Source organism: Kutzneria sp. CA-103260 (assembly GCF_018263855.1).
GTDB lineage: Bacteria > Actinomycetota > Actinomycetes > Mycobacteriales > Pseudonocardiaceae > Kutzneria.
On the sequence record NZ_CP073318.1, the window covers coordinates 8,087,499 to 8,104,144 of the forward strand.

Sequence of the window (16,646 nt, forward strand, 5' to 3'; positions counted from 1 at the left end):
GCCATGACCGTCATCACCGACGCGGCCGAGAACGTCGCGAGGGCCGGCGTGTCCGGCTCTCGCCGCGTTCGCCGGCTCACCGGACAGGACAAGATCGTGCTCGGCCTGATGGTCGGCATCCCCACCCTGCTGCACGTGGCGCTGGTGTGGGTGCCGACCCTCGTGTCGGTGCTGCTGTCGTTCTCGAGCTGGGACGGCATCGGCGGGCTGGCCACGATCAAGTTCGTCGGCGTGCAGAACTACGTCACCATGTTCACGGTGTCGCCGACCTTCTGGCCGGCCGTGCAGCACAACGTGATCTGGCTGGTGTTCTTCGTGCTGCTGCCGACCCCGTTCGGCGTGTTCCTGGCCTACCAGCTGGACAAGAGCATCCGGTTCACCCGGTTCTACCAGACCGCGATCTTCCTGCCGGTGGTCATCTCGGCGGCGGTGACCGGGTTCATCTGGCAGACCATCTACGACCCGGACAACGGCCTGGTCAACAGCATTCTGGGCGCCAACAAGCCCGGCACGTCCTACATCGAGTGGCTCGGCGACTCGCACCTGAACCTGTGGGCCGTGCTGATCGCGGCCAGCTGGAAGCAGGCCGCGTACATCATGATCCTGTACCTGGCCGGCCTGAAGGGCGCCGACCCGTCGCTGCGCGAGGCGGCGGCGCTGGACGGGGCCAGCGAGTGGCAGACGTTCATGCGGGTCACGTTCCCGGCGCTCAAGCCGATCAACATCATCATCCTGGTGGTGACGATCATCGAGTCGCTGCGCGCGTTCGACCTGGTGTACGTGGTCGCCGGCAGCAACGGCACCAAGCCCGGCCTGGAGCTGCTGTCCATCCTGATCGCCAACAACATCCTCGGCGAGTCCAGCCTGGTCGGCTACGGCTCGGCGCTGGCGGTGGTGCTGCTGGTGATCTCGCTGGTGCCGATCGTGTCGTACGTGTTCCAGACCTTCCGGAAGGACCAGCAGGCATGACCGCCGTCGCAGAAGTCCCGGCCGCGGCGGCGCCCCGGCCGGCCCCGACGCCCCGGCGCCGGCCGGTGCGGCCGGCGCGCGTCGTGCTGCATGTGTTCCTGACCGTCACCGCGCTGGTGTGGCTGGTGCCGCTGGTGTGGGCGGTGTACACCTCGCTGCGCACGTTCGCGGACACCTCGCAGCACGGCTACTTCTCGCTGGCCAGCTCGCTGACGTTCGAGAACTACCAGAACGCCTGGGAGCAGGCGGGGCTGCCGCACTACTTCCTCAACTCGGTGATCATCACCGTCCCGGCCGTGCTGGTGACGCTGCTGTTCTCCGCGTCGGTGGCGTTCTTCGTGTCACGCTTCAACTTCAAGGTCAACCTGTTCCTGCTGATGCTGTTCACCGCGGGCAACCTGCTGCCGCCGCAGGTGATCATCACGCCGCTGTTCCGGATGTACCTGCTCATCCCGCTGCCGGACTGGCTGTCCGGCGGCTCCGGACTGATGTACAACTCGTTCCTCGGCGTGATCCTGATCCACGTGGCGTTCCAGAGCGGGTTCTGCACGTTCGTGCTCAGCAACTACATGAAGACCATCCCGCACGAGCTCACCGAGGCGGCGCTGGTCGACGGGGCGTCGGTGTTCCGGCAGTTCTGGCAGATCATCCTGCCGCTGTGCCGGCCCGCCTTCGCCGCGCTGGCCACGCTGCTGACCATCTGGATCTACAACGACTTCTTCTGGGGCCTGGTGCTGTTCCAGACCGGGTCCGACCGCCCCATCACCTCGGCCATCGCCAGCCTGCAGGGGCAGTACTTCAGCAACCAGAACCTGATCGCCGCCGGCGCCCTGCTCACCGCGATCCCCACCCTGGTCATCTACCTGGCCCTGCAACGCCAGTTCGTCAGCGGCCTCACCCTCGGCGCCAACAAGGGCTAGCACGCAAGGCTGGCAGGCCACAGACGGGCCTGCCAGCACAAGAGATCAGGCCCGGCGGCGCAGGGAGATCGGGCCTGCCAAACCGATGTAGAGACGCGAGTCCCGTCCTCGGGCAGGCGAGTCCCGTCCTCGGGACCCACCGCCCAACGCACCACGCTGAGACTGTCCCGAGGGCGGGACTCGCCGTGGCGCCCGAGGGCGGGACTCGCGCGATCGGCAACCACCACGCCCGAAAAGACCCCCGCCCCCAGAACCTGCAACTCACCTGCCCCAGAGCGGGACTCGCGCAAAACCCGCAACTCGCTCTGGCGCTGAGCGGGACTCGCCCGGTTATGCCGGGCTCGGGCGTCCGGGCAGGCGCATGGTCATCAAGGCTCCGCCTTCCGGCGCCCGCCCCGCGTACGCCTTGCCCCCGTGCCGTTCCGCCGCCTGAGCCACGATCGCCAGGCCCAGACCCGAGCCGGGCAGCGTCCGCGCTTCCGAGGACCGGTAGAACCGCTCGAACACGTGCGGCAGGTCAGCCTCGGCGATGCCCGGTCCGCTGTCGGCGACCTCGATCAGCATCGTGCCGTCGCCGACCGGCTTCATCTCCAGCCGGACGATGCCGTCGGCCGGGGTGAACTTGACCGCGTTGTCGAGCAGGTTGAGCACCGCCCGCTCGAGCGCGTGCGCCTCGCCCAGTAAATACCAGGGCTGCACGGTGACCAGGAACTGCTGGCCGACGGCCCGCCGGCGGGCCCGGTCCAGCGCCCGCTCGACCAGCTCCACCATGTCCACCGGCTCGTGCACGGCCTGCGGCGCGTCCTCACGGGCCAGCTCGACCAGGTCGCCGATCAGCGTGGTCATCTCGGCGATCTGGGCCTGCACGTCGTCGTAGATCTCCCGCCGGTCCTCGGCGGACAGCGTTGGCGCGCCCGGCTTCTCCGAGGCCAGCAGCAGCTCCAGGTTGGTGCGCAAGGAGGTCAGCGGGGTGCGCAGCTCGTGGCCGGCGTCGCCGACCAGCCGCCGCTGCCGTTCCTGCGACTCGGCCAGTGCGCCCAGCATGGTGTTGAAACTGGTGGTGAGCAACGACAGTTCGTCGTCGCCGGTGACCGGGATCGGCCGCAGATCACCCGTGGCGGAGACGTGCTCGGCCGCCTGTCGCAGCCGGGTCACCGGCCGCAGGCCGCCCTGCGCCACCGCCGTGCCGGCCAGCGCCGCCACCAGCACGCCGCCGATGCCGACGAACACCAGCACCAGAGCCAACTTCTGCAGCAGGCTCTCGGTCGGCTGGAGCGACTGCGCGACCACCAGAACCTGGCTGGGACGGTAGACGCACGCCATCACCACCGTGTGTGTGGTGTTGTCGGTGCGCGGCTGGGTGCAGGTGCCCGGCTCACTGCTGAGCAGGTTGCGCTCGACCGAGGAGATCTTCGGCGGCTGCCGGCCGTACTCGGGCAGCATGCCGTCCGGCGAGAGCTGGGCGAAGGTCAGGTCGGGCGGGCCGACCAGGGTCAGGTTCTGGTACTGCCCGCTGCCCAGCGCCGCCGCGGTGTTCTTGGTGTTGAACTCCACCGTGGACTGCACCTGGCTGTACAGGTTGCTGCTGACCACTATGAACGCGCCGGCCGAGGCCAGTGCCACCGCCCCGGCCACGCAGATCGCCGTGAGCAAGATCACCCGCGAGCGCAGCGAGACGTTCCGCTTGGCCTCGGCGTGAGGCATGGTCACGGAGGGGTCTCCCTGAGCACGTAGCCAACGCCGCGCACCGTGTGCAGCAGCCGCGGCTCGCCGTCGGCCTCGGTCTTTCGCCGCAAGTAGCCGACGTAGACCTCCAGTGCGTTCCCGGAGGTCGGGAAGTCGTAGCCCCATACGTCCTCCAGGATCCGGCCCCTGGTGAGGACCTGCTTGGGGTGGGCGAGGAACAGTTCGAGCAGGCTGAACTCGGTGCGGGTCAGGCTGATGGGCCGCTCGCCGCGGCGCACCTCGCGGGTGCCCGGGTCCAGCTCCAGGTCGGAGAAGCGCATCGTGGCCGACGGCGCCCCGGCCGCCGCCTCGTCGGCGACCGCGCGCCGCAGCAGCGCCCGCAGCCGGGCCAGCAGCTCCTCCAGCGCGAACGGCTTGGGCAGGTAGTCGTCGGCGCCGGCGTCCAGGCCGGCCACCCGGTCGGACACCGCGTCACGCGCGGTGAGCACGAGAATGGGCAGGTCGTCGCCGGTGCCGCGCAGGCGCCGGCACACCTCCAGCCCGTCCAGCCGGGGCATCATGACGTCCAGCACCATCGCGTCGGGACGCTGCGCGGTGACGGCCTCCAGCGCCTGCTGGCCGTCGCCGGCCAGCTCGACCTGGTAGCCGTTGAACTGCAGCGAGCGACGGAGCGACTCGCGCACGGCCCGGTCGTCGTCCACTACGAGGATGCGCATGAACGAAGTGTTACCTGCGGGCCTGAGAGGTGCCTGAGAGGGGGCCAAGGACAGGCACAATTTCACCGACCGGGTGAGGGGCCGGCCGGCTACCGGCCGTAACCTGTTGACCTCTAGTTAACTCCAGGTTCCACCATGTCCGGCATGGACCTGCCCGACATCGCCCGCCCCGACGTGGCGGGCATCGTGATCCGCACCTGGCGGACCGACGACCAGCGGCGCGCGGCCGACGCGGCCATGAAGACCTGGCGGTCCCGGGCGTGGCCGGCGGACTGCCTGAGTCGCAGCGTGCTGCTCGGCGCGGACGGCCGCCTGGTGCTGCATTACGAGCAGTGGACCAGCCACCAACTCGGCTACCGGCTCGTGCACGCCGAGCCGGCCGACGAGCCCGTGGACGAGGTGCTGGTCGTCTCGTTCGGGGTGAGCAAGGTCGCCCAGCAGCGCCGGCTGGTCGACGTGATGACGCCTCACGTCACGCCCGGCACGTACCTGCACGCCAGCACCGATGGCGCCGGTGTGGTCGCGTGGACCACTCGGGACACCTGGTCGCACCTCGACGAACTGCCGTGGGTGGAGCGGCTCAGCTCTCAGCGGTTTCGCCCGCACGCGGCACTGGCGCATTCCAGTGTCGCCACAGCGCGGTCAGCCTGATCGCCACCACCAGCGCCGAGCCGATCACCGTGCCCCACAGGTCGGGCAGGCCCAGCCAAGCCGTGACCGCCACAACCACCGCGCCGGCCAGCGCCGCCACCGCGTAGATCTCCTTGCGCAGCACCATCGGGATCTCCCGCAACAGGACGTCCCGGATCGCGCCGCCGCCGATGCCGACCGTCATGCCGATCAGGCAGGCCGTGTAGGCCGGCACCCCGTGCTGCAGCGCCGTTGTCGTGCCGGCCGTGACGAACACGCCCAGGCCCACCGCGTCGGCCAGCAGCACCGACCGGCGCAGGCGGGCGACCTGCGGGTGGAAGAAGAACACCACGATCCCGGTCACCGCCGCCGTGAGCAGGTAGGGCCAGCTACGCAGCGTGGTCGGCGGGTGGATGCCGAGCAACAGGTCCCGGATGATGCCGCCGCCCAGCGCCGTCGTCAGACCCAGCACCACCACGCCGAACACGTCCAGCTTGGCCCGCACGGCGGCAAGCGCGCCGGAGGCCGCGAACGCGACTAGACCAATCAGCTCAATGACCACGGTTGCGCAGCGTAGAGGGCCGGCCGAACTACTATCGGTAGAGACCGGATGGTCCGGTTGGAGCGCACCCGACAATGGGGAACATGCGGATCATCCTGGTACGGCACGGGGAGAGCCTCGGCAACGTCGACGAGCTGGCGTACTGCCGGATCCCCGACCACGCGCTGCCGTTGACCAAACGCGGCGAGCAGCAGGCGGCCGACACCGCGCCGGCGATCCGGGCGTTGCTCGCACCCGGGCCGGTAGCCGCCTACGTGAGCCCGTACCTGCGCACCAGACAGACGCTGGAACTGCTCGGGGTCCGGGACCTCACCGATCGGACTGTCGCCGAGCCCCGGCTGCGGGAGCAGGACTGGGGCAACCTCCAGGACCCGGTCGAGCAGGAGGTGCAGAAGCGCCTCCGACACGAGTTCGGCCACTTCTTCTACCGCCTGCCGCACGGCGAGTCCGGGGCCGACGTCGACGACCGCGTCGCCAGCTTCCTGGCCGAGCTGGAGCTTCGCATGCTGCAGCAGGCCAGCCATCCGCACACCGTGCTCGTCGTCTCGCACGGGCTGGCCATGCGGCTGCTGTGCCGGCGGCTGTTCTCGTGGAGCATCGAGCTGTTCGAGTCCCTGTCCAACCCCGGGCACTGCGAGTACCGGGTGCTGGAACGGGACGCCGACGGGGAGTGGACCATCGACCGCCCCTTCGGCCAGTGGCGGCAGTCCCCCGACGGCACCACCCAGAAGACCTCGGTCCGCTGACACTCCCCTCCCCCCTTCTGCCACATGTGGACCACATTCGCCCTCCACGCGCGAATGCGGTCCACATGTGGCAACTGAGGTCAGCTCAGGAAGCCTCGGCGGTAGGCGGGGATGAGGTGACGGGGCACGAGGATTCGCTTGCCGTCAACGACGATCGGCACCAGCTCGGGGGCGACCGCCTTCCACTGGGCGCGGCGGTGACGGGTGTTGCTGCGCGACGTCTTGCGCTTGGGCACGGCCATCAGCGGGTCCTCTTCCCGTAGCGGCGGTTGAACTTCTCGACCCGGCCGGCGGTGTCGACGAGGCGCTGGGCGCCGGTCCAGAACGGGTGGGAGTCGGCGGTGATGTCGACCACCAGCAGCGGATAGGTGTTGCCGTCACTCCATTCCACGGTCCGGTCCGAGGTGGCGGTGGACCGGGTCAGGAACGAGGTCCCGGTGGAGGAGTCCTGGAACACCACGGGGTGGTAGTCGGGGTGAATGCCGTTCTTCATCGCAGTTCGTCCTCACGGTCGGTGAACAGGTACTGGTCGCGGTAGCCGTCCCAGGCGGACAGTCCGGCCGCGAGTTCGGCGTCGGTGACGAGGGCGTCGCGCAGCGCGGCGGTGATCTCGGCGTGGTCGGCGCCGTCGGTGAGCACGACGATCTCGTTGGCACGGTCGCCGTAGTACGGGTCCCAGTTCAGGGCGGCCATGGCCCGACGGTCGTCATCGACGCCCTCCCAGTCGTCGATCGCCGCCAGCCACGGCCCGGCGTGGCCGATCTGGAGTCCGCCGCCGGCGGATTCGAGCCACAGGGCGATGTCCGGTCGGCTGGCGAGCCAGAATCGGCCCCTGGTGCGCACAACACCGTCGAGCAGCACGTCGATGTTGGCGTGGAAGCGGTCCGGATGGAACGGTCGCCGCTCGCTGAACAGCAGCAGCTCGAAGCCGTCCTCACGGTGCAGCGGCGGCTCGCCGCGCAGCAGCGGGCCGTGCGCGTTGTCGGGACGTCCACGCCGGGCGTTGGCCGGCAGCCGGGACAGCCAGTCGACCCCGCCCAATGGCACCAGCAAAGCGGTCGGCGCGAGTCGTCGGAACGCGGCGTCGAGTCGGCCGGCCGGACCGGTGAGCACGAGCACGTCGGCGAACTCGACCTGACCGACGGCGACCTGAGCCAGCGTGCGCGCGTCGTCGGCACTCCCGCCGAGTCCGTGTTCATGCATGGTGGTGTCACCGGTGGCGCACTCGAGCCAGTGTTCGTGGTCGACGGCGGTGACCACGGCCTGCACCCGCGAACGGTCCAGCGCCCAGCAGACCGGTTCCGGTTCCATCCGCGGATCCAGATGCAGCACGATCCGGCGGACGTCCTCCCGTTGCGAGAGCTGGGACACCAGCGGCAGCAGGTCCTCGCGCATCGTGCACGACACGCAGCCGTGACCCAGTTCGAGCACGGTCCAGGCGTCCTCGCCGCGGTGTCGCAGCCGTCGCCGCACCACACCTTCGGTCACCCGGCTCAGGTCGTGGTGCACGACGGCGGTGTCGCCGCCGGCCAGTTCGTCGGCCACCCGCTCGGCCGCCGTCGCCGCCAGGCCGCCGACCAGCACGATCGGTACGGACACGAGCCCTCCTATCGAGAACGATTTCCATCTACGGCGGTGGTCACGCTACCCTGCCGAGGGAATTTTTGAAAACGAATGTCGTTACAAGGAGGTGCAGCATGGCTAAGCGCTGCCAGGTGACCGGCAGCGGCCCCGGCTACGGCAAGCAGGTGTCGCACTCGCACCGGCGGACCTCCCGCCGCTGGGAGCCGAATCTCCAGCGCCGCCGCTACTGGGTGCCGTCCCAGCGGCGCTGGGTGACGCTGCGACTGTCCGCCAAGGCGATCAAGACCATCGACCGCAAGGGGATCGACGCGGTCCTGGCCGGAATGGAGCAGTAATGGCTCGCAACGAGGTTCGACCGATCGTGAAGCTGCGTTCCACGGCGGGCACCGGCTTCACCTACGTCACGCGCAAGAACCGCCGCAACGACCCGGACCGCCTGGTGCTGCGCAAGTTCGACCCGGTGGCCCGCAAGCACGTCGACTTCCGCGAGGAGCGCTGAATGGCGAAGAAGTCCAAGATCGCCAAGAACGCCCAGCGCCGGGAGACCGTGGCCCGCTACGCACAGCGTCGGGCCGAGCTGAAGCTGGTCGTCTCCAATCCGGCGGCCAGCCCGGCCGAGCGCGAGGCCGCCGCGCTCGGCCTGCAGAAGCTGCCCCGTGACGCCAGCCCGACCCGCCTGCGCAACCGGGACGCGGTGGACGGGCGTCCCCGCGGCTTCTTCCGCAAGTTCGGGCTGTCGCGGCTGCGGCTGCGCGAGGCCGCGCACCGTGGCGAGCTGCCCGGCGTCAGCAAGTCGAGTTGGTGAGGACGACCATGCCCAGGACCGACCGGCGCCCGCCACGGCGCAAGGTGAACCTGCTTCGCCGCGAGGGCGTGACCCGAGTGGACTGGAAGGACGTCACGCTGCTGCGCAAGTTCATCTCCGACCGCGGCAAGATCCGCTCCCGCCGCGTGACCGGGCTGACGCCGCAGGAGCAGCGCGCGGTCGCCACCGCGATCAAGAACGCGCGTGAAATGGCCCTCTTGCCCTATCCGGGGCCTTCGCAGCGCTGAGATTGGTCACATGCGCTTCCTACTTGACCGTTGACGTCAAGTAGGAAGCGCATGTGCATCCTCTCTACGACGTGCTGTACCGCCGCCGCGACACCCGGCGCGAGTTCACCGGCGAGCCGATCGACCCCGCCGTGTTGGAGCGGGTGCTGCGGGCCGCGCACGCGGCGCCGAGCGTCGGGCTGTCCCAGCCGTGGGACTTCGTGCTCGTCTCCGACGAGCACGTGCGCCGGCAGTTCCGCGACCACGTGCTGGCCGAACGCGGCGTGTTCGAGGCCTCGCTCGACCCGGAGCGGGCCGCGGTGTTCGACCGGATCAAGATCGAGGGCGTGCTGGAGTCCAGCCTCGGCGTGGTCGTCTGCTACGACCCGGAGCGCGGCTCGCCGGCGGTGCTCGGCCGGCACGCCATCGCCGACGCCGGCCTGTACTCGGTGTGCCTGGCCATCGAGAACCTGTGGCTGGCGGCCACCGCCGAGGGACTGGGCCTGGGCTGGGTGAGCTTCTACCGGGAGGACTTCCTGCGCCGCCTGCTCGGCGTGCCGGCCGGCATCCGCCCGGTGGCCTGGCTCTGCCTCGGTGGCGTGCGCGACCTGCCCGATGTTCCCGATCTGGAGCGACACGGGTGGCGGGAACGGTTGCCACTCGATGACGTTGTCCACCATGAGCGGTACGGTCAACGGCCAGGCCGGTAGCCTGGCCCGAGTCGAACCGCATCGAAGAAGCAGGGGACGTCGAGGACCCAGTGGAGCAGGACGATTCGCTCGTAGGGGGACAGCTCCCGCAGCAGGACATGCGCGTGCGCCTGCTGATCAATGCTGGCCGCCTGGGTGAGGCGAACACCCTGTTCGAGCAGGTCGTCTCCCGTGGACCGACCAACGCCGACCGCTGGGGCCGGTCCTATCTGCTCGTGCACCGGGCGACGATGGCCTGGCGGCTGCGCCGGATTCCGCTGGCGCTGGAGCTGGCCGCCGAGGGCTGGACCGAAATGGACTCCGAGCCGCCGAGCGGCACGCTCGCCGCCCGGGCCCTCGGGCAGCTCGGCTACCTGCTGGAGGGCATCGGCCACCGGCGGGCGGCGCTGGACATCACCCGGCTGGCGCTGCACGTGGCCCGGGAGGCCGGCGACAAGTCGGCGCTCGCCCAGTGCCTGCAACGGCTCGGCGGCACCCTGAACTTCCGGGCCGTCGACGGCAGTCCGGTCAACGCGCACGAGATCTTCGGCGAGGCCCGGCAGCACCTCGGTGAGGGCTTGGCCATGGTCGGGCCGGACGACGCCAGCTACTGGGCGCTGCGCGGGGCCTACTCGCGTTCGCTGGCCGGCACCGGCGACCTGGAGCTGGCCGCCCGGCACGCCACTGAGGTGCTGGCGTACGGGCAGGAGTCCGGCGACCTGTGGTCCCTGGCCGTCGGCAACTGGGTGCTCGGCTGCGTGCACAGTGGTCTCGGCGAGTTCGTGCAGGCCCGGACCATGGCCAGCCGGGCCGTCGCCGCCGCCGACAAGATCAACGACAACTCCCTGCTGCTGCGGTTCTCCCTGGACCTGGCCGACATCTGCGCCGCCATGGAGGACGAGGTCGGCGAGGCCGCCGCGCTGCGGTGCAGCGTGACCGCGAGCCGCGTCGCCACCGAGACGCTGCAGGAAGGGCTCGGGCAGGCGCTGGAGCAGCGGCGGCTGGCCGTGCAGGCGCAGAAGCTGGCCATGGCCGCTCAGGAGGCCGCCGCCCGGGATCCGCTGACCGGGCTGGCCAACCGGCTCGGGCTGGAGCGCAGCGCCCAGCAGCTGTTGGAGGGCACCGCTTCCAAGGGCAAGGTGCCATGGCTGGTGTTAGTGGACGTCGACTGGTTCAAGGACGTCAACGACGACGCCGGGCACGCCGCCGGCGACGCCGCCCTGCGGGAGATCGCCCGGTTGCTTCGGCGGGAGTGCCGCAGCGACGACCTGGTCGCCCGCTGGGCCGGTGACGAGTTCGTCGTCCTGCTCGGTGACGCCGGCCCCAGCGCCGACGTCGGCCCCGCCGTGGCCGAACGCATCCGCGCCGCCGTCGACCAGCACGACTGGCGCATCGTGCTCGGCACCGCCCGCCGCCCCACCGTCTCCATCGGCGTCGCCGGCGGCCCCGCCAAGCTCGACCAGCTCTTCGCCGCCGCCGACATCGCCCTCTACCGGGCCAAGCGCCAGGGCCGCAACCGGGTCGAGGTGCACGAGACCATGGCCCGGATGGGCGAGCTCTCGGAGAGCTGACTCTCCATTTGCAACTTGCACAACGCATATGGCGGGCGGGTATCCACAGCGATCACCCTCGCCCCCCAGCTGTCCACAGGCGACCGGCATCCAAGATCCACTTCCCCGTGCCGCGGATAGACTGGCGACGGGGCCGGCCCCCGGGTGGGTGGGGGCGTGAATCTGCCCGTGTCCATCAGATGAGACGGGCCGTTAATTGTTGACAGTGTTGATCTTCCACCCGAGTAGACCAAGGACCCCGGCAAAACGCCAGGGCCCTTCAACAATGATTAACAGTTCAGGCGATGAGCCCACCTCGATAGGCGACAAGAGCGGCCTGCACGCGGTTGACAGCGCCGATCTTGCCGAGAACCGAGGAGACATAGCCCTTCACGGTGGCCTCGGACAGGTGCAGCGCGCCGCCGATCTCGGCGTTGGACATGCCCTGGCCGATGAGCTGGAGGACCTCGCGCTCCCGTTCGGACAGGGAGGTGAGCAGCCGGCGGGCGGGCTCGGCGGCGCGTTCGCCGTCGGCGACGGCGGCGAGCACGCGGGCGGCCACGCCGGGGTCGAGCACGGCGCCGCCACGAGCCAGGTCGCGCACGGCCTTGACCAGCTGTTCGGGCTCGGTGTCCTTGAGCAGGAAGCCGCTGGCGCCCAGGCGCAGCGCCTCCGAGACGTACTCGTCGACGTCGAAGGTGGTCAGCATGGCGACCCGGGGCTGCTCGGGCAGGGTGCGCAGCCGGCGCAGCGCGACGAGCCCGTCGGCGGAGCGCATCCGCACGTCGAGCAGCACGACGTGCGGCCGGTGCTGCCGCGCCAGGTCGGCGACGAGCAGGCCGTCATCGCACTCGGCGACCACCTCTATGTCGCCGGCGCTGCTGAGAATCATCCTGAGGCCGGATCGGACGAGATCCTCGTCGTCAGCCAGCATCACCTTGATCACCGGATGCCTCCCCGATTCGGCGCTGCGTGCTCGCTTTAGCCAAGCATCACTCATCTTGACGCAACCACGGGTTACCGCGGTGTTATCTCATCATGTGGTCCCGGATTTGCCTAGAAGTTCCGGCAAGTTGACGCACGCACCGAAATATCAACGGTTTCCAAACCTGTGAACCGACTTGCACGATCAGGGGTGACCATGCCGGCCGGCCGAGCGCAGGCTGCGGGCGGCGACGAGTGTCAAGCCGCCGAACAGCCACCCGCCGACCGCCCCGAGCACGGCGCCGGCCAGCCCGGCCCCGTGCAGCATGGCGAGCAGGCCGCCGGCCCCGCCGCTGGCTCGCATCCGCCACCGCCCCTGGTCATGAGCAAGTTCCTCGTCGAGCCACCGCACCACGGATCCGGTCAAGCCGCTCACCCTTCAGAGTGAATGTCTAACGTGAAGCACTTTCGCGTTGAACTACTCGGAAGTAACGTGCGTCACGTTGCTCCCTCGAGAGGACCCCTGCCCATGTCGCGAAGCGTCCGCATCGCACTCGCCGCAACGTTGTTCGTGGCGACGTCGACAACCCTGCTGTCCGCGGCGCCCGCCACCGCCGCCCCGGCCAACAACGACTACTGCCTCGGCCAGTGCAACGACATCCTGCCGCCGGGTGAGAACGGCAACGCCACACTGGTCGACATCCTCGGCAACAAGACGGTCGGCACCCGGCCCGCACACACCGACGACCAGCTCAACAAGTACGCGAACCTGGTCAACAGCTACGCCGGGCTGACCAACGGGCAGCTGTCCAACTTCTTCGACGACTCATCCTTCGGGGTACCCACCAACCAGGTGGAATCAACCATCTCGCCGCGATCGGACGTCACGATCGTGCGGGACAAGGCCACCGGGGTGCCGCACGTCACCGGCACCACCCGCTCCGGCACCGAGTTCGGCGCGGGCTACGCGGCGGCCCAGGACCGGCTCTGGCTGATGGACGTGTTCCGCCATGTCGGCCGGGGCGAGCTGACCTCGTTCGCCGGCGGCGCGGTCGGCAACCGCGGGCTGGAGCAGACGTTCTGGCAGGCCGCCCCGTACACCGAGGCCGACCTCCAGAACCAGCTCAACGCGGCCGCGGCGACGCACGGCGCCCGCGGCGCCCAGGCCCTCCAGGACGCCACCGACTACGTCGCCGGCATCAACGCCTACATCACGCAGGCGTACAGCAACCGGACCTTCCCCGGCGAGTACGACCTGACCGGGCACATCGACCCGGTCACCAACGCCGGTGGCATCGACCCGTTCAAGGTCACCGACATGGTGGCGATCGGCAGCGTGGTCGGCGCCCTGTTCGGCACCGGCGGCGGCGGCGAGGTGCAGTCGGCGCTGGTCAAGCTGGCCGCGGACGCCAAGTACGGCGTGACCGAGGGCGACAAGGTGTGGAACGCGTTCCGGGAGCAGAACGACCCCGAGGCGATCACCACCATCCACGACGGCAGCTTCCCGTACGGGCAGGACCCGGCCAACCCACAGGGCGTCGCCATGCCCGACCCGGGTTCGGTGACGCCGCAGCAGCTGGTGTTCGACCCGACCGGCTCGGCCCAGTCGGCGACCGAGGTGAAGGCCAACCCCCAGCCGGCGGCCAAGACGCCGGAGGAGGAGAAGGCACGCGGCATCTTCGACAACGGCGTGCTGCCGGCCGACCTGATCTCGGCCAAGCACGGCATGTCCAACGCGCTTCTGGTGTCCGGCAAGTACACCGACACCGGCAACCCGGTCGCGGTGTTCGGCCCGCAGACCGGCTACTTCGCGCCGCAGCTGCTGATGCTGGAGGACCTCCAGGGCCCGGGCATCAGTGCCCGCGGCGCCGCGTTCGCCGGCGTCAGCCTGTACGTGGAGCTGGGCCGCGGCCAGGACTACTCGTGGAGCGCGACCTCGGCGGGGCAGGACATCACCGACACGTGGGCGCTGCGCCTGTGCGACCCGAGCGGCAAGGCGCCGACCAAGGACTCCAACTACTACCTGTACCACGGCGCCTGCACCGCGATGGAGCCGCTGGAGCGGGACAACTCGTGGAAGCCGACGCTGGCCGACGGCACCGCGGAGGGCTCGTACAAGCTGATCTCGTTCCGCACCAAGTACGGCATCGTGCAGTCGCGGGCGACCGTCGGCGGCGCGCCGGTGGCGTACGCCAGCCTGCGGTCCAGCTACAACCACGAGGTGGACTCGATCATCGGGTTCCAGGAGTTCAACGACCCGTCCGCGGTGCACGACGCGGCCAGCTTCCAGAAGGCCGCAGCGGACGTGAACTACACGTTCAACTGGTTCTACACCGACTCCAAGGACATCGCGTACTTCAACTCGGGCAACAACCCGGTGCGGGCCGCGAACACCAACCCGAACCTGCCCATCTGGGCCGACCAGCAGAACGAGTGGCAGGGCTGGAACCCGACCACCAACGTGGCCACGTACACCGGCTTCGCCCAGCACCCCAACTCGATCGACCAGGACTACTACGTCAGCTGGAACAACAAGCAGGCCAAGGACTTCACCGAGGCCGGCTTCGGTGACGGCTCGGTGCACCGGGTGAACCTGCTGGACAGCCGGGTGAAGAAGCTGATCAGCAGCGGGCAGAAGGTGACGCGGGCGTCGCTGACCTCGGCCATGGAGGACGCGGCCAACGCCGACCTGCGGGCCGAGGACGTGCTGCCGGAGGCGCTGCGCGTGCTCAACAGCCAGCCGATCACCGATCCGACGCTGGCCAACGCGGTCAAGCAGCTGACCGCGTGGCAGCAGGCCGGTTCGCACCGGCTGGAGACCACGCCGGGCAGCCACACCTACGCCAACGCGGCCGCCATCCAGATCATGGACGCCTGGTGGTCGCTGCTGGTGCAGGGCGAGTTCCAGCCGGCGATGGGCGGCGACCTGTTCAACGCCATGACCGGCGCGATCCAGATCAACGAGTCGCCGTCGGGCGGCCAGAACATCGGCAGCGTCAGCGGTGGCGCGAACGAATCCCAGCCGCACAAGGGTTCCTCGTTCCAGTACGGCTGGTGGTCCTATGTGGACAAGGACCTGCGCGCGGTGCTCGGCGATCCGGTGCAGGGCGGGCTGTCGCAGACCTTCTGCGGCAACGGCAACCTGGCGCAGTGCCGGCAGTCGCTGCTGACCAGCCTCCAGCAGGCGGTCGGCCAGACCACGGCGCAGGTCTACCCCGGTGACCCGGACTGCTCGGCCGGCGACCAGTGGTGCGCCGACTCGATCATCCAGCGGCCGTTGGGCGGCATCACCGACGGCAAGATCAGCTGGCAGAACCGGCCGACCTACCAGCAGGTGGTGCAGTACCCGGCGCACCGCGGCGACAACGTGGCCAACCTGGCGCAGGGCAAGGCGGTCACCGCGACCAGCCACGAGACCGGCGCGTACGACTCGCCGCCGGCCAACGCGGTGGACGGCAAGGCGGACACCCGGTGGGCCAGCGACTGGAGCGACAACCAGTCGATCACCGTCGACCTGGGCGCCGTGCAGACCGTCGGCCGGGCCATCCTGAACTGGGAATCCTCGTACGCCAAGGGATATCGGATCGACGTCTCGACCGACGGCAGCACCTGGCGCACGGTGTGGTCGACCACCGCGGGCGACGGCGGCGTCGACAACGACGCGTTCACCCCGACCACCGCGCGGTACGTGCGGATGAGCGGGGTGCAGCGGGGCACGAAGTACGGCTACTCGCTCTACGAGTTCCAGGTCTACTCGCTGTGAGCCGGGCGGGGGCGGTCCCGGCCGCCCCCGTCCAGCTGCGGCAGCTCACTGGCCAGATCCGGGCTGCCGTAGTGGGAGAAGACGTCCGCGAGGTTGCTCAGCAGCCGCCAGCGGGCCCCGTCCGGCAAGCGGTCCACGAAACGGTCCACAAGGGACGCCACGGTGTCTGTTGTGGACCTTTCGTCGTTCTCGGTCATGATCTGGGCCAGCTTGCGGAGCTTGGCCGACATCTCGACGGCCTGGTCCACCTGGTTGTCGTTGTTCTGTAGCCACCACACCGTGGCCATCGCCGGGTCGCTGAGGATGTCGTCCTTGAGGTGGCGCAGCTCGTCCAGCTTGAGATCGCGGTCCCAGCCGCGCACCAGCCGACGGCGCTGCAACTCCTGGAACAGCTCGGTGGCCGCCCTGGCCTCGTCCGAGCAGGTCAGCTCGATCTCCACCAGCTGCACGGCGATCCGGGCGTCCTCCAGCTTGGTCACGTAGCCGAGCTCGGCCTCCAGCTTGTGCTGCAGCTGCTCGCACTGCGTCACCTGGCCGTTGGCCAGGATGTCGGCCGCACGGCGCTCGATGTCGCTGCGGGCAATGGACTCCGGCTTGGCGTGGGTGGTCTCGCCGATCGGCTCCCACGCCACCGTGCAGGTCGCGGTGAACTCCGCGTGCGGCACCGAGCTGGGCAGCACCGCGGTGAACACCACCGTCGGCCGCTTGGGCGCGGGCGGCGGCTGTCGCAGCTGGACCGTGGTGCTCGGCTGGGTGCCGTAGATCCAGTCGTGTTCGGCCTGCTGGCGGCGCCGCACGAAGCGCTGCCACCAGCCGCCCATCTTGCCGCGCACGGACGGCTTGACCTCCGACCACGGATCCGTTGGCATGGTTCC

General features: G+C 69.7%; 20 protein-coding genes. 11 read left to right on the forward strand and 9 right to left on the reverse strand.

Features of this window, described 5'->3' with window-relative positions:
• Positions 1–3 precede the first annotated feature (3 nt).
• Together JJ691_RS35440 and JJ691_RS35445 are read left to right on the forward strand one after the other, a co-directional pair.
• On the forward strand, positions 4–969 hold the full coding sequence (locus JJ691_RS35440) for a carbohydrate ABC transporter permease (protein WP_211763907.1): 966 nt from the start codon (positions 4–6) through the stop codon (positions 967–969).
• Entirely contained in the window at positions 966–1,889 is a 924-nt protein-coding gene (locus tag JJ691_RS35445; RefSeq protein WP_211763908.1) for a carbohydrate ABC transporter permease, read from the forward strand. The genes JJ691_RS35440 and JJ691_RS35445 overlap by 4 nt, the downstream gene beginning before the upstream one ends.
• A gap of 330 nt (positions 1,890–2,219) precedes the next feature.
• Here the strand turns inward: JJ691_RS35445 and JJ691_RS35450 are convergent, their stop codons facing one another.
• Positions 2,220–3,593, reverse strand: a complete 1,374-nt coding sequence (locus tag JJ691_RS35450; protein ID WP_211771906.1) for a sensor histidine kinase — start codon at positions 3,591–3,593, stop codon at positions 2,220–2,222.
• Between the two features lie 2 nt (positions 3,594–3,595).
• Positions 3,596–4,291, reverse strand: coding sequence for a response regulator transcription factor (locus tag JJ691_RS35455; RefSeq protein WP_211763909.1), 696 nt, complete (start codon positions 4,289–4,291; stop codon positions 3,596–3,598).
• A gap of 144 nt (positions 4,292–4,435) precedes the next feature.
• Here JJ691_RS35455 and JJ691_RS35460 point away from each other — a divergent pair, with 144 nt between their 5' ends.
• A complete protein-coding gene (locus JJ691_RS35460; RefSeq protein ID WP_211763910.1) occupies positions 4,436–4,942 on the forward strand; it encodes a hypothetical protein in 507 nt (168 codons plus the stop codon).
• On the opposite strand, the gene JJ691_RS35465 is transcribed toward JJ691_RS35460, so the two are convergent.
• Complete coding sequence (locus JJ691_RS35465) at positions 4,872–5,483, reverse strand: trimeric intracellular cation channel family protein (RefSeq protein WP_211763911.1); 612 nt, start codon at positions 5,481–5,483, stop codon at positions 4,872–4,874. The two genes, JJ691_RS35460 and JJ691_RS35465, sit on opposite strands and share 71 nt — an antisense overlap.
• An 83-nt stretch (positions 5,484–5,566) precedes the next feature.
• On the opposite strand from JJ691_RS35465, the gene JJ691_RS35470 reads away from it, so the two are divergent.
• Complete coding sequence (locus tag JJ691_RS35470; protein ID WP_211763912.1) at positions 5,567–6,229, forward strand: histidine phosphatase family protein; 663 nt, start codon at positions 5,567–5,569, stop codon at positions 6,227–6,229.
• 80 nt (positions 6,230–6,309) lie between these two features.
• On the opposite strand, the gene rpmF is transcribed toward JJ691_RS35470, so the two are convergent.
• From rpmF to mrf, 3 genes are read right to left on the reverse strand one after another with little or no spacing between them, the layout of a single operon-like run.
• Entirely contained in the window at positions 6,310–6,471 is a 162-nt protein-coding gene (gene rpmF / locus JJ691_RS35475; protein WP_211763913.1) for a 50S ribosomal protein L32, read from the reverse strand.
• Positions 6,471–6,722 carry a type B 50S ribosomal protein L31 gene (locus tag JJ691_RS35480; protein ID WP_211763914.1) on the reverse strand — a complete coding sequence of 84 codons (252 nt, stop codon included), beginning with the start codon at positions 6,720–6,722 and terminating at the stop codon, positions 6,471–6,473. The genes rpmF and JJ691_RS35480 overlap by 1 nt, the downstream gene beginning before the upstream one ends.
• Complete coding sequence (mrf, locus tag JJ691_RS35485) at positions 6,719–7,828, reverse strand: ribosome hibernation factor-recruiting GTPase MRF (RefSeq protein WP_211763915.1); 1,110 nt, start codon at positions 7,826–7,828, stop codon at positions 6,719–6,721. The genes JJ691_RS35480 and mrf overlap by 4 nt, the downstream gene beginning before the upstream one ends.
• Positions 7,829–7,926: 98 nt before the next feature.
• Here mrf and rpmB point away from each other — a divergent pair, with 98 nt between their 5' ends.
• The 6 genes from rpmB (at position 7,927) to JJ691_RS35515 (ending at position 11,105) form a co-directional block, all read left to right on the forward strand.
• On the forward strand, positions 7,927–8,148 hold the full coding sequence (gene rpmB / locus JJ691_RS35490; protein WP_211763916.1) for a 50S ribosomal protein L28: 222 nt from the start codon (positions 7,927–7,929) through the stop codon (positions 8,146–8,148).
• Positions 8,148–8,312 carry a 50S ribosomal protein L33 gene (rpmG, locus tag JJ691_RS35495; RefSeq protein ID WP_116177775.1) on the forward strand — a complete coding sequence of 55 codons (165 nt, stop codon included), beginning with the start codon at positions 8,148–8,150 and terminating at the stop codon, positions 8,310–8,312. The genes rpmB and rpmG overlap by 1 nt, the downstream gene beginning before the upstream one ends.
• Entirely contained in the window at positions 8,313–8,618 is a 306-nt protein-coding gene (rpsN, locus tag JJ691_RS35500) for a 30S ribosomal protein S14 (protein ID WP_211763917.1), read from the forward strand.
• Between the two features lie 8 nt (positions 8,619–8,626).
• Entirely contained in the window at positions 8,627–8,866 is a 240-nt protein-coding gene (rpsR, locus tag JJ691_RS35505; RefSeq protein ID WP_211763918.1) for a 30S ribosomal protein S18, read from the forward strand.
• Between the two features lie 53 nt (positions 8,867–8,919).
• Positions 8,920–9,555, forward strand: coding sequence for a 5,6-dimethylbenzimidazole synthase (bluB, locus tag JJ691_RS35510; RefSeq protein ID WP_211763919.1), 636 nt, complete (start codon positions 8,920–8,922; stop codon positions 9,553–9,555).
• 98 nt (positions 9,556–9,653) lie between these two features.
• The gene (locus JJ691_RS35515) at positions 9,654–11,105 is read left to right on the forward strand and encodes a GGDEF domain-containing protein (RefSeq protein WP_211771907.1); all 1,452 of its coding nucleotides are present in this window, start codon (positions 9,654–9,656) and stop codon (positions 11,103–11,105) included.
• 277 nt (positions 11,106–11,382) lie between these two features.
• On the opposite strand, the gene JJ691_RS35520 is transcribed toward JJ691_RS35515, so the two are convergent.
• Both JJ691_RS35520 and JJ691_RS35525 read right to left on the reverse strand, forming a co-directional pair.
• Positions 11,383–12,030 carry a response regulator gene (locus JJ691_RS35520; RefSeq protein ID WP_211763920.1) on the reverse strand — a complete coding sequence of 216 codons (648 nt, stop codon included), beginning with the start codon at positions 12,028–12,030 and terminating at the stop codon, positions 11,383–11,385.
• Between the two features lie 183 nt (positions 12,031–12,213).
• Complete coding sequence (locus JJ691_RS35525; RefSeq protein ID WP_211763921.1) at positions 12,214–12,435, reverse strand: hypothetical protein; 222 nt, start codon at positions 12,433–12,435, stop codon at positions 12,214–12,216.
• 102 nt (positions 12,436–12,537) lie between these two features.
• On the opposite strand from JJ691_RS35525, the gene JJ691_RS35530 reads away from it, so the two are divergent.
• Positions 12,538–15,771 carry a penicillin acylase family protein gene (locus tag JJ691_RS35530; RefSeq protein WP_211763922.1) on the forward strand — a complete coding sequence of 1,078 codons (3,234 nt, stop codon included), beginning with the start codon at positions 12,538–12,540 and terminating at the stop codon, positions 15,769–15,771.
• On the opposite strand, the gene JJ691_RS35535 is transcribed toward JJ691_RS35530, so the two are convergent.
• Positions 15,759–16,640 carry a hypothetical protein gene (locus JJ691_RS35535; protein ID WP_211763923.1) on the reverse strand — a complete coding sequence of 294 codons (882 nt, stop codon included), beginning with the start codon at positions 16,638–16,640 and terminating at the stop codon, positions 15,759–15,761. The genes JJ691_RS35530 and JJ691_RS35535 overlap by 13 nt on opposite strands.
• Between the last annotated feature and the right edge of the window lie 6 nt (positions 16,641–16,646).

What these genes read in the sequence shown, in the direction of transcription:
- rpmF (WP_211763913.1), bottom strand. Translation starts at nt 6,471, where the DNA reads ATGGCCGTGCCCAAGCGCAAGACGTCGCGCAGCAACACCCGTCACCGC.
- JJ691_RS35450 (WP_211771906.1), bottom strand. Translation starts at nt 3,593, where the DNA reads ATGCCTCACGCCGAGGCCAAGCGGAACGTCTCGCTGCGCTCGCGGGTG.
- JJ691_RS35440 (WP_211763907.1), top strand. Translation starts at nt 4, where the DNA reads ATGACCGTCATCACCGACGCGGCCGAGAACGTCGCGAGGGCCGGCGTG.
- rpmG (WP_116177775.1), top strand. Translation starts at nt 8,148, where the DNA reads ATGGCTCGCAACGAGGTTCGACCGATCGTGAAGCTGCGTTCCACGGCG.
- JJ691_RS35530 (WP_211763922.1), top strand. Translation starts at nt 12,538, where the DNA reads ATGTCGCGAAGCGTCCGCATCGCACTCGCCGCAACGTTGTTCGTGGCG.
- JJ691_RS35515 (WP_211771907.1), top strand. Translation starts at nt 9,654, where the DNA reads ATGCGCGTGCGCCTGCTGATCAATGCTGGCCGCCTGGGTGAGGCGAAC.
- rpsN (WP_211763917.1), top strand. Translation starts at nt 8,313, where the DNA reads ATGGCGAAGAAGTCCAAGATCGCCAAGAACGCCCAGCGCCGGGAGACC.
- JJ691_RS35455 (WP_211763909.1), bottom strand. Translation starts at nt 4,291, where the DNA reads ATGCGCATCCTCGTAGTGGACGACGACCGGGCCGTGCGCGAGTCGCTC.
- rpsR (WP_211763918.1), top strand. Translation starts at nt 8,627, where the DNA reads ATGCCCAGGACCGACCGGCGCCCGCCACGGCGCAAGGTGAACCTGCTT.
- JJ691_RS35480 (WP_211763914.1), bottom strand. Translation starts at nt 6,722, where the DNA reads ATGAAGAACGGCATTCACCCCGACTACCACCCCGTGGTGTTCCAGGAC.
- JJ691_RS35460 (WP_211763910.1), top strand. Translation starts at nt 4,436, where the DNA reads ATGGACCTGCCCGACATCGCCCGCCCCGACGTGGCGGGCATCGTGATC.
- JJ691_RS35470 (WP_211763912.1), top strand. Translation starts at nt 5,567, where the DNA reads ATGCGGATCATCCTGGTACGGCACGGGGAGAGCCTCGGCAACGTCGAC.
- JJ691_RS35445 (WP_211763908.1), top strand. Translation starts at nt 966, where the DNA reads ATGACCGCCGTCGCAGAAGTCCCGGCCGCGGCGGCGCCCCGGCCGGCC.
- rpmB (WP_211763916.1), top strand. Translation starts at nt 7,927, where the DNA reads ATGGCTAAGCGCTGCCAGGTGACCGGCAGCGGCCCCGGCTACGGCAAG.
- JJ691_RS35535 (WP_211763923.1), bottom strand. Translation starts at nt 16,640, where the DNA reads ATGCCAACGGATCCGTGGTCGGAGGTCAAGCCGTCCGTGCGCGGCAAG.